Source organism: Allobosea sp. (assembly GCF_048595345.1).
In the GTDB taxonomy this organism is placed as follows: Bacteria; Pseudomonadota; Alphaproteobacteria; order Rhizobiales; family Beijerinckiaceae; genus Allobosea.
Genome location: NZ_JBMDWH010000023.1, coordinates 1 through 13,526 on the forward strand (window position 1 = coordinate 1; position 13,526 = coordinate 13,526).

General features: G+C 66.4%; 12 protein-coding genes, 1 tRNA gene and 1 riboswitch. Of the genes, 7 read left to right on the top strand and 6 right to left on the bottom strand.

The window, feature by feature from the left end; genetic code table 11:
* Position 1: 1 nt before the first annotated feature.
* Positions 2-92 (bottom strand) — tRNA-Ser (locus ACOJTB_RS03425).
* A gap of 325 nt (positions 93-417) precedes the next feature.
* A riboswitch (TPP riboswitch) is annotated at positions 418-520 on the top strand.
* Between the two features lie 66 nt (positions 521-586).
* Between ACOJTB_RS03425 and thiO the strand changes: the two genes are divergently transcribed.
* Genes thiO through ACOJTB_RS03445 form a run of 4 tightly spaced genes read left to right on the top strand, consistent with a single transcriptional unit; the run spans position 587 to position 3,209 of the window.
* On the top strand, positions 587-1,612 hold the full coding sequence (thiO, locus tag ACOJTB_RS03430) for a glycine oxidase ThiO (protein ID WP_420101119.1): 1,026 nt from the start codon (positions 587-589) through the stop codon (positions 1,610-1,612).
* Positions 1,596-1,793, top strand: coding sequence for a sulfur carrier protein ThiS (gene thiS / locus ACOJTB_RS03435; protein WP_420101120.1), 198 nt, complete (start codon positions 1,596-1,598; stop codon positions 1,791-1,793). The genes thiO and thiS overlap by 17 nt, the downstream gene beginning before the upstream one ends.
* A gap of 1 nt (position 1,794) precedes the next feature.
* Positions 1,795-2,568: a thiazole synthase gene (locus ACOJTB_RS03440; protein ID WP_420101121.1), complete on the top strand. Its 774-nt coding sequence runs from the start codon at positions 1,795-1,797 to the stop codon at positions 2,566-2,568.
* Between the two features lie 20 nt (positions 2,569-2,588).
* Positions 2,589-3,209 (top strand): thiamine phosphate synthase, encoded by a 621-nt coding sequence (locus tag ACOJTB_RS03445; RefSeq protein WP_420101122.1) that lies wholly within the window; start codon positions 2,589-2,591, stop codon positions 3,207-3,209.
* A gap of 129 nt (positions 3,210-3,338) precedes the next feature.
* On the opposite strand, the gene ACOJTB_RS03450 is transcribed toward ACOJTB_RS03445, so the two are convergent.
* The 4 genes from ACOJTB_RS03450 to ACOJTB_RS03465 form a co-directional block, all read right to left on the bottom strand.
* Complete coding sequence (locus ACOJTB_RS03450; protein WP_420101123.1) at positions 3,339-3,653, bottom strand: Rdx family protein; 315 nt, start codon at positions 3,651-3,653, stop codon at positions 3,339-3,341.
* 131 nt (positions 3,654-3,784) lie between these two features.
* A complete protein-coding gene (locus ACOJTB_RS03455; protein ID WP_420101124.1) occupies positions 3,785-5,278 on the bottom strand; it encodes a carboxypeptidase M32 in 1,494 nt (497 codons plus the stop codon).
* A 92-nt stretch (positions 5,279-5,370) separates the two neighbouring features.
* Positions 5,371-6,462 (bottom strand): NADH:flavin oxidoreductase/NADH oxidase, encoded by a 1,092-nt coding sequence (locus tag ACOJTB_RS03460; protein WP_420101125.1) that lies wholly within the window; start codon positions 6,460-6,462, stop codon positions 5,371-5,373.
* Positions 6,463-6,609: 147 nt separating this feature from the next.
* A complete protein-coding gene (locus tag ACOJTB_RS03465; protein ID WP_420101126.1) occupies positions 6,610-7,629 on the bottom strand; it encodes an acyltransferase family protein in 1,020 nt (339 codons plus the stop codon).
* A 201-nt stretch (positions 7,630-7,830) separates the two neighbouring features.
* Between ACOJTB_RS03465 and ACOJTB_RS03470 the strand changes: the two genes are divergently transcribed.
* From ACOJTB_RS03470 to ACOJTB_RS03480, 3 genes are read left to right on the top strand one after another with little or no spacing between them, the layout of a single operon-like run.
* Positions 7,831-8,310, top strand: a complete 480-nt coding sequence (locus ACOJTB_RS03470) for a MarR family winged helix-turn-helix transcriptional regulator (protein WP_420101127.1) — start codon at positions 7,831-7,833, stop codon at positions 8,308-8,310.
* 14 nt (positions 8,311-8,324) lie between these two features.
* On the top strand, positions 8,325-9,521 hold the full coding sequence (locus ACOJTB_RS03475; RefSeq protein WP_420101128.1) for an efflux RND transporter periplasmic adaptor subunit: 1,197 nt from the start codon (positions 8,325-8,327) through the stop codon (positions 9,519-9,521).
* Between the two features lie 44 nt (positions 9,522-9,565).
* On the top strand, positions 9,566-12,643 hold the full coding sequence (locus ACOJTB_RS03480) for an efflux RND transporter permease subunit (RefSeq protein ID WP_420101130.1): 3,078 nt from the start codon (positions 9,566-9,568) through the stop codon (positions 12,641-12,643).
* Positions 12,644-12,719: 76 nt separating this feature from the next.
* On the opposite strand, the gene ACOJTB_RS03485 is transcribed toward ACOJTB_RS03480, so the two are convergent.
* The coding region (locus tag ACOJTB_RS03485) for an aspartate kinase (RefSeq protein ID WP_420101129.1) at positions 12,720-13,526 on the bottom strand (807 nt) is incomplete at its 5' end.

A 13,526-nucleotide genomic window follows, 5' to 3' on the forward strand; every position in this document is an offset into this window, starting at 1 on the left:
GTGGCGGAGACGGAGGGATTCGAACCCTCGATACCCTTGTGGGGTATGCTCATTTAGCAAACGAGTGCCTTCAGCCTCTCGGCCACGTCTCCGGCGCAAGGCTCTATGCCTGATTGCGCCGGGCTTTGACAAGCCTTGCCGGCGCGTTTTCCGGCGGTTCGTGTCGGCGCGTGTCGCCGGCTGCACATTCTCGGACCTTAGCGGCACGGGGCCGGGCGCTGCCACGGCCGGCCCGGATGGGCGCGCGCTCCGGCGGCGGAGGGTCAGCCCCGGCGGCTGAGGTGAAGCTTCGGTGGCCGGGGGCAGGTTGGGCTGCCAGCGGCTCGCTCCGGATGCCGCGGCCGAAGGCACGCTCGGGCCGTCCAGGGTGCGCTGCCGGGCGCGGGCTTGCTCCGGCGCTTGGCGACGACTAGATTTCGCACACCGTTGGGGTGCCGGAAGGCTGAGAGGCGCGGTGTCGCGCCAACCCATCGAACCTGATCCGGGTCATGCCGGCGAAGGGAACGGTCATGCGAAGGCGGAATGCCGCATCGCGCCTCCGGCCACTCTCTTTGCCGTCACCGGATCCTGTCACGAGGAGGAGCGCATGCGCGCGCCATCGGCCGAAACAGGCCCGCGATCCGTCGCGATCGTCGGGGCCGGCGTTGTCGGTCTCGCCTGTGCCGCCGAGCTGCTGGATCGCGGCGTGACGGTGGAGCTTCACGAGCGGGCAGGCCGGATCGGCGCGGCGGCGTGTTCCTGGTTCGCCGGCGGCATGCTCGCCCCCTGGTGCGAGGGGGAGAGCGCCGAGGAGCCGGTCGTCCGGCTGGGACATGAGGCCGCCCGCTGGTGGCAGCGCCAGACCGGTGCGGTGGTGGCGCATGGCACCCTGGTTCTGGCCCTGAGCCGGGACCGCGCCGAGCTGCGCCGCTTCGCCGGACGCACCCTGCAGGCCGAGGAGATCGATGGCGAGGCCCTGGCGCGGCTGGAGCCGGATCTGGCCGGCCGCTTCGCACGCGGCCTCTTCTTTGCCGGCGAAGCGCATCTCGATCCCCGCCGGGCGATCCTGGCCCTGGCCGAGACGGTCCGCGCCAAGGGCGGCACGATCCAGCTGGACAGCGAGGTCGACCCCGAGGCGCTCGAGGCCGATGCGGTGCTGGACTGCCGGGGCATGGCGGCCGCGCCCGCCTTGCCTCAGCTGCGCGGCGTCAAGGGCGAGATGCTGATCGTCAGAACCACGGAGATCGCTTTGTCGCGGCCGGTGCGGCTGCTGCATCCGCGCATTCCGCTCTATGTTGTGCCGCGCGCCGACGGGCATGTCATGATCGGCGCCACCATGATCGAAGGCGGGGCCGCCAAACGGGTTTCGGGCCGGGCGATGCTGGAACTGCTTGGTGCCGCCTACGCGCTGCATCCGGCTTTCGCCGAGGCCGAGATCGTCGAGCTCGGCGCCGATCTGCGCCCGACTTTCCCCGACAATCTGCCGCGACTGGCGCGCAGGGGCCGGGTGATCCACGTCAACGGGCTTTATCGCCACGGCTTCCTGCTCAGCCCCGCCATGGCGCGGATGGCGGCCGATGCCGTGCTGCACGAGAGGGCCAAGCCGGAGCTTCTCCATGACCTTGCTGCTTAACGGGACGCCGCTCCAGATCGCGGCCGGGACACTGGCCGAGGCCCTGACTGAACTGGGCTATGGCGGGAAAATCGTGGCGACGGCGCTGAACGGCGAGTTCGTGCCGGCGCGCCGACGCGCACAGACCGCGCTGAAGAGCGGCGACCGGATCGAGGTGGTCGCTCCGATGCAGGGAGGTTGAGATGGCGTCCTTCTACGGCTTCGAGCCGCAAAACCCGCTGTTCCTGGGGACGGCGCAGTATCCCTCGCCGAAGATCCTGGCCGATGCGGTGCGGCGCTCGGGCGCGGAAGTGGTGACGGTCTCTTTGCGGCGCGAATCCGCCGGCGGCGGGGCAGGGCAGGCCTTCTGGGAGCTGATCCGCGAGCTCGGCGTGAGAGTTCTGCCCAATACGGCGGGCTGCCACAGCGTGAAGGAGGCGGTGACGACCGCTGAGATGGCCCGCGAGGTCTTCGGCACCGACTGGATCAAGCTCGAGGTGATCGGGGAGGACGACACAATCCAGCCCGACGTCGTCGCGCTGGTCGAGGCCGCGCGCATCCTCACCGATGACGGCTTCAAGGTCTTTCCCTACACCACCGAGGATCTGGTCGTGGCTGGGCGCCTGCTCGATGCCGGCTGCGAGGTGCTGATGCCCTGGGGCGCGCCGATCGGCTCGGGGCGGGGGCTGAACAACCCTTACGGCCTGCGCAGCCTGCGCCAGCATTTTCCGGGCATTCCGCTGGTCGTCGATGCCGGCATCGGGCTGCCGTCCCATGCCGTGCAGGCGATCGAAATGGGCTATGACGCCATCCTGCTCAACACCGCCGTGGCCAAAGCGGGCGACCCGGCGGCGATGGCGGAAGCCTTTGCGCTTGCGATCCGGGCCGGCCGGCTCGCCTTCTCGGCGCAGCCGATGGAGGCGCGGGACATGGCCGCTCCCTCCACCCCGGTGATGGGCAAGGCCTTCCTCGCCTGATGGACGCTCCACTGAGAACGATGACTGCGATGACGCTCGATCCCTTTTACCCGATCTTCGACAGCGCCGACTGGATCGCGCGCATGCTCCCGCACGGCATGAAGCTGGTTCAGCTGCGCATCAAGGACCGGCCCGAGCGAGAGGTGGCCGGTGAGATCGCGCGGGCCAAGGCGCTTTGCGACGATGCCGGCTGCGTGCTGGTGGTCAACGACTACTGGAGGCTTGCGATCGAGGAGGGCTGCGGCTGGCTGCATCTGGGCCAGGAGGATCTCGACACCGCCGATCTCGGCGCCATCCGCAAGGCGGGGCTGAAGCTCGGCGTCAGCAGCCATGACGAAGGCGAGCTGGAGCGCGCTCTGGCGACCCAGCCTGATTATGTCGCGCTCGGACCTGTTTATCCGACCATTCTGAAGCAGATGCGCTTCGGGCCGCAGGGGTTGGAAAAGCTCGGCGACTGGAAGCGGCGGATCGGCGTCCTGCCGCTCGTCGGCATCGGCGGGATTTCGCTTGAGCGTGCCCCCGGCGTGTTCGAGGCCGGCGCGGATATTGTCGCGGCGGTGACGGACATCACGCTCCATGCCGATCCGGAGGCGCGGCTGAAGGCCTGGGTCGCGACGACGCGGGGCCGCGCGAAGGTGTGAGTCAAGCCCGAGCCTTCCTGCCGTCATTGCGAGCGCAGCGAAGCAATCCAGGAGCGGACGAGCTCCATGCCCCCTAGATCGCTTTGTCGCTACGCTCCTCGCAATGCCGAATGAAGCCAGCCGCAGCGCTCAGCTCTCCGCCTCGGCGCTCATCGCATGCCCATCGACATGGCCAAGGCTGCGGTTCGGGTCGAGCCGGTCGCGTACGCGCTGCTTGAGGACCTTCGAATCCGGGAAGCCGCCATCGACCTTGCGGTCCCAGATAGTCTCGCCGTCATAGGTGATCTGGAAGATGCCGCCCGTGCGGGGAATCAGCGCGACCTCGCCCAGATCCTGTCCGAAGGTCGAGAGCAGTTCTTGCCCCAGCCAGGCGGAGCGGAGCATCCAGTTGCACATCGCGCAATAGGTGATCGCGATGCGCGGGGCGGGTTTGGGCTGGGTCATGACGGTCACCGACGTGGAAAGGGTTTGATCGACATTCCGCGATCAGTGCCGTGATGCAAGGCCGCCGATGCATGGCGGCCTCGCCAGAATGTCAGGTCCAACTCTTTGATTTGACGAAATAAAAACGTCGTTCAGGATTCGTCGACATAGCGCCGGCGCAGATGCGCCTTGAAGACCCCGGCATCGAGCGGCTTGCCTGTCGCTTCGGTCAGCAGTGCGTCGGTGGAGAGCAGAGAGCCCTTGCCGTGAATGTTCGCGCGCAGCCAGCCAACCAGCGGGGTGAAATCGCCCTTGGCGATCCCGGGCAGGGTGCCGGGCTCGGCCTGGCAGGCCGCCTCGAAGATCTGCGCGGCGGTCATCGCGCCGAGCGTATAGGTGGGAAAATAGCCCCAGCCGCCGGACGGCCAGTGGATATCTTGCAGGCAGCCGAGGCGGTCGTTCGGCACGGTGACGCCGAGGAGGCTCTTCATGCCCTCGTTCCAGGCGGCGGGCAGATCGGCCAGCGGCATTGCGTCCGCGATCAGCGCCTTCTCCAGCCGGTAGCGCAGGATGACATGGGCCGGATAGGTCACCTCGTCGGCATCGACGCGGATGAAGCCCGGCTCGACCCGGGTGTAGCGGTGCCACATCGCCGTGGATTCCCAGGCTGGGCCTGACCCTCCGAAACTCTCCCGCATCAGTGGCGCGGCGAAATCGAGGAAGGCGCGGGAGCGGCAGGCCTGCATCTCCATCAGCAGCGACTGGCTCTCATGGATGCTCATGCCGCGCGCGGCGCCCACCGGCTGGTTCAGATAGGCTTGCGGGCGGCCCTGTTCGTAAAGGGCATGCCCGGTCTCGTGTAGCACGCCCATCAGGGCCTTGGTGAAGTCGGCTTCGTCATAGCGCGTGGTGATGCGCGCATCGTTGTCGGCCCCGCCGCAGAACGGATGCGTCGAGATGTCGAGCCGCCCGCGCTCGAAGTCATAGCCGAGCGCCGCCATCAGCCTGAGGCCCAGCGCCCGCTGCGTTTCGGTCGCGAAGGGGCCTTCCAGCGGCGCCAGCGCCGGCCGGCGCGCCTGCACGGCCATCGCCTCCTGCGTGAAACCGGGCAGGAAGGCGGCGAGATCGTCGAACAGCGCGTCGATCTTCGCGGAGCTGCCGCCGGGTTCGTAGTCGTTCAGCAGCGCATCATAGGCCGAGAGCCCGAGCTTCTCGCCCTTGGCGGCGCCGATCTGGCGCTGAAGGTTCAAAACCTCTGCGAGATAGGGCAGCAGGCCCGCGAAATCCGCCTCGGCACGCGCCTGCCGCCAGCGCATCTCGCAGGCGGAGACCGCCTTGCTGGAGGCTTCGACCAGAGCGGCCGGCAGGGCGGTCTCGACTGTCCAGACCCTGCGGATCTCGCGCAGATTGGCCTGCTCCCATTCGCTGAGCGAGCGATCCTGCGACGCTTCGTCCAGCCAATCCCCGATGCGCGCATCCGTGACCATGCCGTGGCGCATGACATGCAGCAGCGCCATGCTTTCGGCCCGCGTTTCGGCCGCGCCGCGCGGCATCATCACGTCGTTGTCCCATTGCAGGATGCCGACGGCATTGGAGAGGGCGGCGATGCGGCCGAAATGGGCGGCGAGATCGGAATAGGCGGTCATGAGGCTCTCGGCGGAACGGTTTCGGATGGCACTGGAGCCGCTTCCGGTGCAGGAGGCAAGCCCTGCGCCGGAAGCGGGCGATCAGCTGTTTTTCAGCCGAACAGCTTCGAGAACCGCCGCGGCTGCGAGCGCAGATACTGGGGCGCGGCCTTGACGCTGGCGCCGAGCGCCGCCGCCGCATGCCAGGGCCAGCGCGGATCGTAGAGGATGCCGCGCGCGATGCCGACCATATCGGCCTCGCCGGTCCCGATGATCGCCTCGGCCTGCTCGGCCTCGGTGATCAGGCCGACAGCGATGGTGGGCAGGCCCGTCGCCTCCTTCACCGCCCGCGCCAGCGGCACCTGATAACTCGGCCCGACCGGGATGGTCTGGGCGGCCGAAAGCCCGCCGCTGGAGACATGGATGAAATCGGCGCCGCGCGCCTTGCTCTCCTGCGCGAAGGCGATGCTCTGGTCGATATCCCAGCCACCCTCGACCCAGTCGGTGCCGGAGATGCGGAAGCCGACCGGATAACCCGCCGGCACCACGGCCTTCACCGCATCGAGCACCTGCAGCGGAAAGCGCATGCGGTTTTCGAACGAGCCGCCGAATTCGTCCTCGCGCTTGTTGGAGAGGGGCGAGAGGAACTGGTGCATCAGATAGCCATGGGCGCCATGCAGCTCGATGGCCGCGATGCCCAGCCGCACGCTGCGCCTTGCCGCCTCGGCGAAGGCCTCGACCAGCCGGGCGATATCGTCGCTCGTGAGCGCGCGCGGCGGGCGCGGATAGGTTTCAAAGCCGATCGCGGAGGGCGCATGCACCTGCCAGCCGCCATTCTCCGGCCCGAGCTGCCCGCCGCCCTTCCATGGCTTGTCGGTGGAGGCCTTGCGGCCGGCATGGGCGAGCTGGATCGCGATCGGCATCTCCGACCAGCGCCGAACCGAGTCGAGCACCTTGCCGAGCGCCGCCTCGTTCTCGTCCGACCAGAGACCGAGATCGGCCGGGCTGATACGCCCATCCGGCTCCACCGCCGTCGCCTCGATGATCAGCAGCCCGGCGCCGGAGAGGGCCAGCTGGCCGAGATGGATGGTGTGCCAGTCGGTGGCGTTCCCGTCCTGTGCCGAATACTGGCACATGGGCGGGATGACGATGCGGTTGGCGAGCGAAAGGCCGCCGAGCTGATAGGGGCTGAAAAGCTGGCTCATGACATGACTCACGGTGGGGAGAGGCGAGGATCGCCGGTCGTCTCGCCGCCCAATCTAGGATCTGTGCCGAGCCACACCAGAGCGGCGCGTGACGCCGTGGTCATAATTTAGGAGCTGTGGTCTCGTGACCTCGGCGGCCATGCCATCCTACGCCTTGGAGATTCCCAGCAGCCGCCCGGCCGGGTCAGGTCGAGGGACACGGCGACCGAGGACGAAGCGCTGGGTGAAGGCGCTTCTTTCGAGCAGCCAATGCACCAGCAGCGGAAGCAGCAGGGCGGCTACCAGCAGGACGTAACGGTCGCTGATGACGGTCCGGCCGTGGATGAGGATCAGGCAGTGCAGAAACATAATCGTGAGCGAGGCTTGCCCAAGCGCGATCAGGCCGCGGGCAACCCATGGGATGCGCGCGATATAGGATGATGCGCTGACGATGAGGACCGAGATTGCGATCGCCAGCGGCGGATTCCCAATCGTGCCGTTCAGAGGAATCCTCATGTCCAGCGCTCTGGCAAAGGGCAGCATCGCTGCTACCGTCGCAAGGCAGAGCACGATGAGCATCGCTCGCCTTTCGCGGATGAGTGCCAGCGCGGCTCCGGCCCAGATGAAGACGACCGCGAGCGGAACGGCGGCGCTTCCTTGCGGAAGCTTGAGACCGGCGGGCTCGATCATCGCGACAGCGTAACATCCGGCGACAGTTGCCAGCATGCGGTAATCGAAAAGCGGCCAGCGGTTTGCCGCGGCGTTGAACAGGCTGGATGATATGAAGAGGCATCCGGCGAACCAGAAGACCGCAAAGGCCGCTACCAGAAGTGGGCCACCAAATAATATTCTCGGAACGAAGAAATGGGGGTCCGGCCAATCTAGGTAAGGTTTTATGACAGTTTGAAGTGAAATAATATTGTCGAGAACCAAAACGATAGACGCGTAGGAAATATACGGTACAATTAAGGAGCGCGCTTTCTGAAAAGAATATGACCTTATGGCTCGGGATTTAAAATTCAATCCGCTTAAAATAAAAAAGAGCGGCATGTGAAATAGGAAAATCCAATATTTTAGTTCTAAAAACTGAATCCTGTGGCCCAGGACGACACATATCATACCCACGCCCCGCGCGACATCGATGTCGCTGTCCCGGATTTTTAGCTGCTGTTTTACTTGTGCGGTCATGCTTCAGCGCCGCTTCCTTGACGGCCTATCGCCAGGGTTGATTAACGACCCTGAACGTCGCGCAGCAGACCATGCAGATGTGATGCCATCACAGCCGGCCGCTCAACTCCGCCTTAAACAAATTTCGCAGTTGCGAAAACAGGCTGGAAAAAGCCATAAACACCGCACATAATAAGCACGCTTACGAATGGAGCGTGACGGATGCGGCGGCCCCTGCGGCGGGAATTCATCTACCAGATGGTCGAGACGGCGAGGCTGATGCGCAATCATGTCGATCAGCGCGCCCGCGAGCACGGCACCACCCGGGCGCAATGGGGCGTGCTCGCGCGCCTGCGCCGGCAGGAAGGGCTCAATCAGGCGGCTCTCGCCGAGCAGATGGAGCTGCAGCCGATCTCGCTCGCACGCCTGCTCGACCGCTTGCAGAGCCAGGGGCTGATCGAGCGGCGGGCCGACCCGTCCGACCGGCGCGCCTACCGGCTCTATCTGACGCCGCCCGGGCGAGACCTCGTCAACGATCTGGACAGTGTGCGCTCGCAGATCGCCGACGAGATGCTGGGCGATGTTTCCGACAGCACCCTGATCACGGCGCTCGACCTCCTGGCCGAGATCCGCGAGGCCGCCCGCGCCAGACGCGACGAAGACAAGACCCAGGCCCCGGCCGATGCCGGCCATGCCGCCTGACCGATGAGGACGAGATGAAGCGTTCCGGATTTTTCTTGAGCGTGCTGGTGCTGGCGGCAGTCGCCGGCGGCGTCTTGTATACCCGCTTCCGCGCACCCGAGGGCGAGCATGCCGAAGCCGCTCGCGGCCGCGCCCCCGCCGGGGCGGTGGCCATCGTCTCGGCTGCGGCCGTGCAGGCCGATTTCCCGGTGCGCAAGCACGCCATCGGCTTCGTCGAGACGCCCGCCAGCGTCACCGTGAAGTCCCGCATCGACAGCCAGATCATGCGCCAGCAGGTGAAGGACGGCCAGTTCGTCAAGGCTGGCGACCTGTTGTTCGAGCTCGACGATCGCGACATCAAGGCCCAGATCGCCAAGGACGAGGCCGCTCTGGCGCGGGACGAGGCGACCCATACGCGCACGCTCGCCGATCTCGACCGTTATCGCCAGCTTCTGTCCCGCAACGCCGGCACCCAGGCGCATGTCGACCAGGCCGTGGCCGACGAGAAGAGCGCCGCCGCCAACGTCCAGGCCGACCATGCGACGCTGGACGCCGACCGCCTAAAGCTCGGCTACACCCGCATCAGCGCCCCGATCGACGGGCGCATCGGCACGGTCATGGTCACCCCCGGCAACCTCGTCAGTGCCAACAGCAACAACAGCAGCACGGGCCTGCTCACCATCACGCAGATGAAGCCGCTGCGCGTGACCTTCGCGATGCCGGAAAGCGATCTGGCGACGCTCCAGAAGGCCCTCGCCAGCGCCGAGCCGGTGCCGGTGACCGCCCATGTGCCCGGCGCCGATCATCCGACGGTCGCCGGCCGGCTGAACTTCGTCGATTCCACGGTCGACATGACCTCGGGCACCATCACCGCCAAGGCCGCCTTCGCCAATGACGACCTCGCCCTCTGGCCCGGGCAATATGTCGATGTTGAGATCATCCCCCATGTGCTGCAGAACGCCGTCGTCGTCCCGACGGTTGCTGTCCAGACCGGCCAGAAAGGGGCCTATCTCTTCGTCGTGAAGGCGGATTCGACGGTCGATCTGCGCCAGATCAAGGTCGCGCTGAGCGATGGCGACAAGACCGCCGTCGCCGAGGGCCTCGCGCCCGGCGACAAGGTGGTCGTGGACGGGCAGATGCGCCTGAAGCAGGGCTCCAAGGTCGGCGAGCGCGATCCGGTGGCCGAAAAGGCTCCCAAGGCGACGCCGGTCGCGCAGGAGGGCCGCTCGTGAACGTCTCCTCCTTCTGCATCCGGCATCCCGTCGCCACGATCCTGATGTCGGTCTCGCTGGTGTTGGCGGGACTCTTCGCCTATCGCTTCCTGCCGGTCGCGGCGCTGCCGCGGGCGGAATTCCCGGTTGTGAACGTCTCGGCGCAGCTGCCGGGCGCCTCGCCCGACACGATGGCGACCTCGGTCGCGACGCCGCTGATCAAGCAGTTCGCCACCATCGCCGGCATCGATTCGATCTCGACCACCAATGCGCAGGGCACGACCTCGATCGCGATCCAGTTCGTGCTGAACCGCAACATCGACGCCGCTGCCGCCGATGTGCAGGCCGCCATCGCGCGCACGCAGCGCCAGCTGCCGCTCGAGATGACGACGCCGCCGAGCTATCGCAAGGTCAATCCGGCCGATGCGCCGATCATCCTTCTGGCGCTCAAGAGCGACGTGGTGCCGCTCTCGCAGCTCGATGCCTTCGCCCAGCAGGTGATCTCGCCCGCGCTCTCGACCGTGGATGGCGTCGCGCAGGTGCTGATCTGGGGCAGCCAGAAATACGCCGTGCGAATCCAGATCGACCCGACCGCGCTGGCGGCGCGCGGCATCGGCGTCGACGAATTGCAGTCGGCGATCACCGCGACCAACGCCAACACCCCCGTCGGCACCCTGCAGAACAATGCCCAGCAGCTGACGATCCAGGCCAACACCCAGCTCGCCAACGCCAGGCAATTCGCCAACACGATCATCAGCACGCGCTCGGGCAAGCCTGTCAGGCTCGGCGACGTCGCCAAGGTCATCGACTCGGTCGAAAATACGCAGACCCGCAGCCAGTTCGACGGCACGCCCTCCATCGTGCTCGCCGTGCAGCGCCAGCCCGATGCGAACACCGTCGAGGTGGTGGACCGGGTCAAGGCGATGATCCCGGCTTTCGAGGAGCAATTGCCTGGCGCCGCCTCGCTCGCTCTGCTGAACGACCGCTCGACCTCGATCCGGCAGGCGGTGGAGGACGTCCAGTTCACCCTGCTGCTCACCATTGCGCTCGTGGTGATGGTGATCTTTGTCTTCCTGGGCCGGCTGGCCGCGACCTTTATCCCCGCTGTGGCGGTGCCGATCTCGATCATCGCGACGCTGGCGGTGATGTATGCGCTGAATTTCTCGATCGACAACATCTCCCTGCTGGGTTTGACGCTTTCGGTCGGCCTCGTCGTCGACGACGCCATCGTGATGCTGGAGAACATCGTCCGCCATATGGAGGAGGACGGGCTTTCGGCCTTCGATGCCGCGCTGAAGGGCGCCGGCGAGATCGGCTTCACCATCATTTCGATCTCGCTGTCGCTGGTGGCGGTGTTCATCCCCGTCCTGCTGATGGGCGGGGTGATCGGCCGCATCTTCAACGAGTTCGCCGTGGTGGTGACGGTCTCGATCCTGGCCTCGGCCTTCGTCTCGCTGACGCTGACGCCGATGCTCTGCTCGCGGCTGCTCTCGGGCTATTCCGAGCATCATCAGGAGAACTGGTTCGGCCGCACGCTCGAGCGTGGCTTCGATGCGATCCTGCGCGGCTATGATCGCGGGCTCGGCTTTTGCCTGCGCTTCCAGCCGCTGATGCTGCTGGCCTTCTTCGCCACGATGGCGGGTACGGTCTGGCTGATGCAGACCACGCCGAAGGGCTTCTTTCCGCAGGAGGATATCGGCCAGCTTTCGGTCTCGACCGAGGCCCGGCAGGATATCTCCTTCCCGGCCATGCAGAAGCTTCAGAACGAGGTCGCCGATGTCTTCCGCCGCTCGCCCTATGTCGCCCATGTCGCCTCCTCGGTGGGCAGCGGCGGCAATGCCGGCGCGCTCAATGCGGGGCGGCTCTTCGTCGAGCTGAAACCGCTGGAGGAACGGCCGAAGCTGCCCGCGGTGCTCGCCTCGCTGCGGCGCGACCTCGCGCAGGTCGCCGGCATCAACACCTATATGACGCCGGTCCAGAACCTCCAGATCGGCGCGCGCGCCTCCAAGAGCCAGTATCAGCTCGTGGTGCAGAGCCTCGATCAGGGGCAGATGAACGAATGGGCGGTGAAGCTGGCCGACGCCATGGCGCAGGACCGCGCCGCCTTTCTCGACGTCAACACAGACCTGCAGAACAACGCGCTCCAGGCGACCATCGTGGTCGACAAGGACAAGGCCGACCAGCTCGGCATCGGCTCGGACATCCTGCGCTCGACGCTGTATTCCGGCTTCGGCGTGCGCCAGGTCTCGACGATCTACACCACCGGTGACAGCTATCAGGTCGTCGTCGAGTTCAACCCGAACGACCAGTGGACGCCGGAGCGGCTGAACGCCATCCGCATCCGCACCAAATCCGGCACGCTGGTGCCGCTGGGGGCCGTCGCGCGCATCCAGCGGACGGCGGGACAGCTCACCGTCAACCAGCTCGGCCAGCTGCCGGCGGTGACGATCTCCTACAACCTGCCGGCCGGCGTCGCGCTCGGCGACAGCGTCAACCATATCGACGCGATCAAGGAGCGCATCGGCCTGCCGAAAACGATCACCACCACGCTCGCCGGCACCGCCAAGACCTTCCAGGATTCTCTCGCGAACCAGGGGCTGCTGATCGCGGGCGCGATCCTGACGATCTATATCGTGCTCGGCATCCTCTATGAGAGCTTCATCCACCCGCTGACGATCCTCACCGGCCTGCCTTCGGCCGCGATCGGTGCGCTGGGAGCCTTGCGCCTCTTCGACATGGATCTCTCGGTGATCGCGATCATCGGGCTGCTGATGCTGATCGGCATCGTCAAGAAGAACGCGATCATGATGATCGACGTCGCGCTCGTGCTCCAGCGCGAGGGCATGGCGGCCAAGGAGGCGATCCACAAGGCCTGCGTGATGCGTTTCCGCCCGATCATCATGACCACGCTGGCGGCGCTGATGGGCACGCTGCCCATCGCCATCGGCGCGGGCGCCAGCGCGGAGCTGCGCCAGCCCCTCGGCATCGTCGTGGTCGGCGGGCTGATGATCAGTCAGGTGCTGACCCTGTTCATCACCCCCGTCCTGTTCCTTTACATGGACAAGCTCCAGGCAGGGCTCGGCAGGCTCGGCGGGCTGTTCCGGAGCAAGAAGCACGCGCCGGTCGCGCATCCGGCGGAGTAAAGGTCGCCTTGAAAAAAAACGCCGCTGCCTCTCTCGGGGCAGCGGCGTTCCTGCGTTCAGGCTCGCCTGTTTCGTCTCAGGCCGCGTCGAGCCCGTAGAGCGAGTGCAGCGTGCGGACCGCGAGCTCCGTATAGGCAGCGTCGATCAGCACCGAGAACTTGATCTCGGACGTGGTGATGGCGCGGATGTTGATGCCCTTGTCGGCCAGCGCGCGGAAGGCGCGGGCCGCGACGCCGGCATGGGAGCGCATGCCGATGCCGATCGCCGAGACCTTCACCACATCGGTCGCGCCCTGGAGGTCCTGATAGCGGATGACGTCGCGCTTGCTTTCCAGCAGCGTGCGGGCGCGCTCGTAATCGGCGGTCGGCACGGTGAAGGTGATGTCGGTCGTCGCCTGATCGTCGGAGACGACCTGGATGATCATGTCGACATTGATGTTGGCGTCGGCGAGGGGGCCGAAGATCGTCGCGGCGACGCCGGGCGTATCCGCCACGCGCCGGAGCGTGATCTGGGCTTCGTCCCGGGAGAAGGCGATGCCGGTGACGATCTGCTGTTCCACGATGTCGTCCTCGTCGCAGATGAGGGTGCCAGGATTGGGATTTGCGGGGTCGTCGAAGGAGGAGCGCACATAGGTGGGCACGCGCTGGGTCATGGCGATCTCGACCGAGCGCACCTGCAGCACCTTGGAGCCGAGAGACGCCATCTCCAGCATCTCCTCGAAGGAGACCTTGTCCATGCGCTTCGCCTTCGGCACCACGCGCGGATCGGTGGTGTAGACGCCGTCGACATCGGTGTAGATGTCGCAGCGATCGGCCTTGAGGCCCGCCGCCAGCGCGACCGCGCTGGTGTCGGAGCCGCCACGCCCGAGCGTGACGATGCGGCG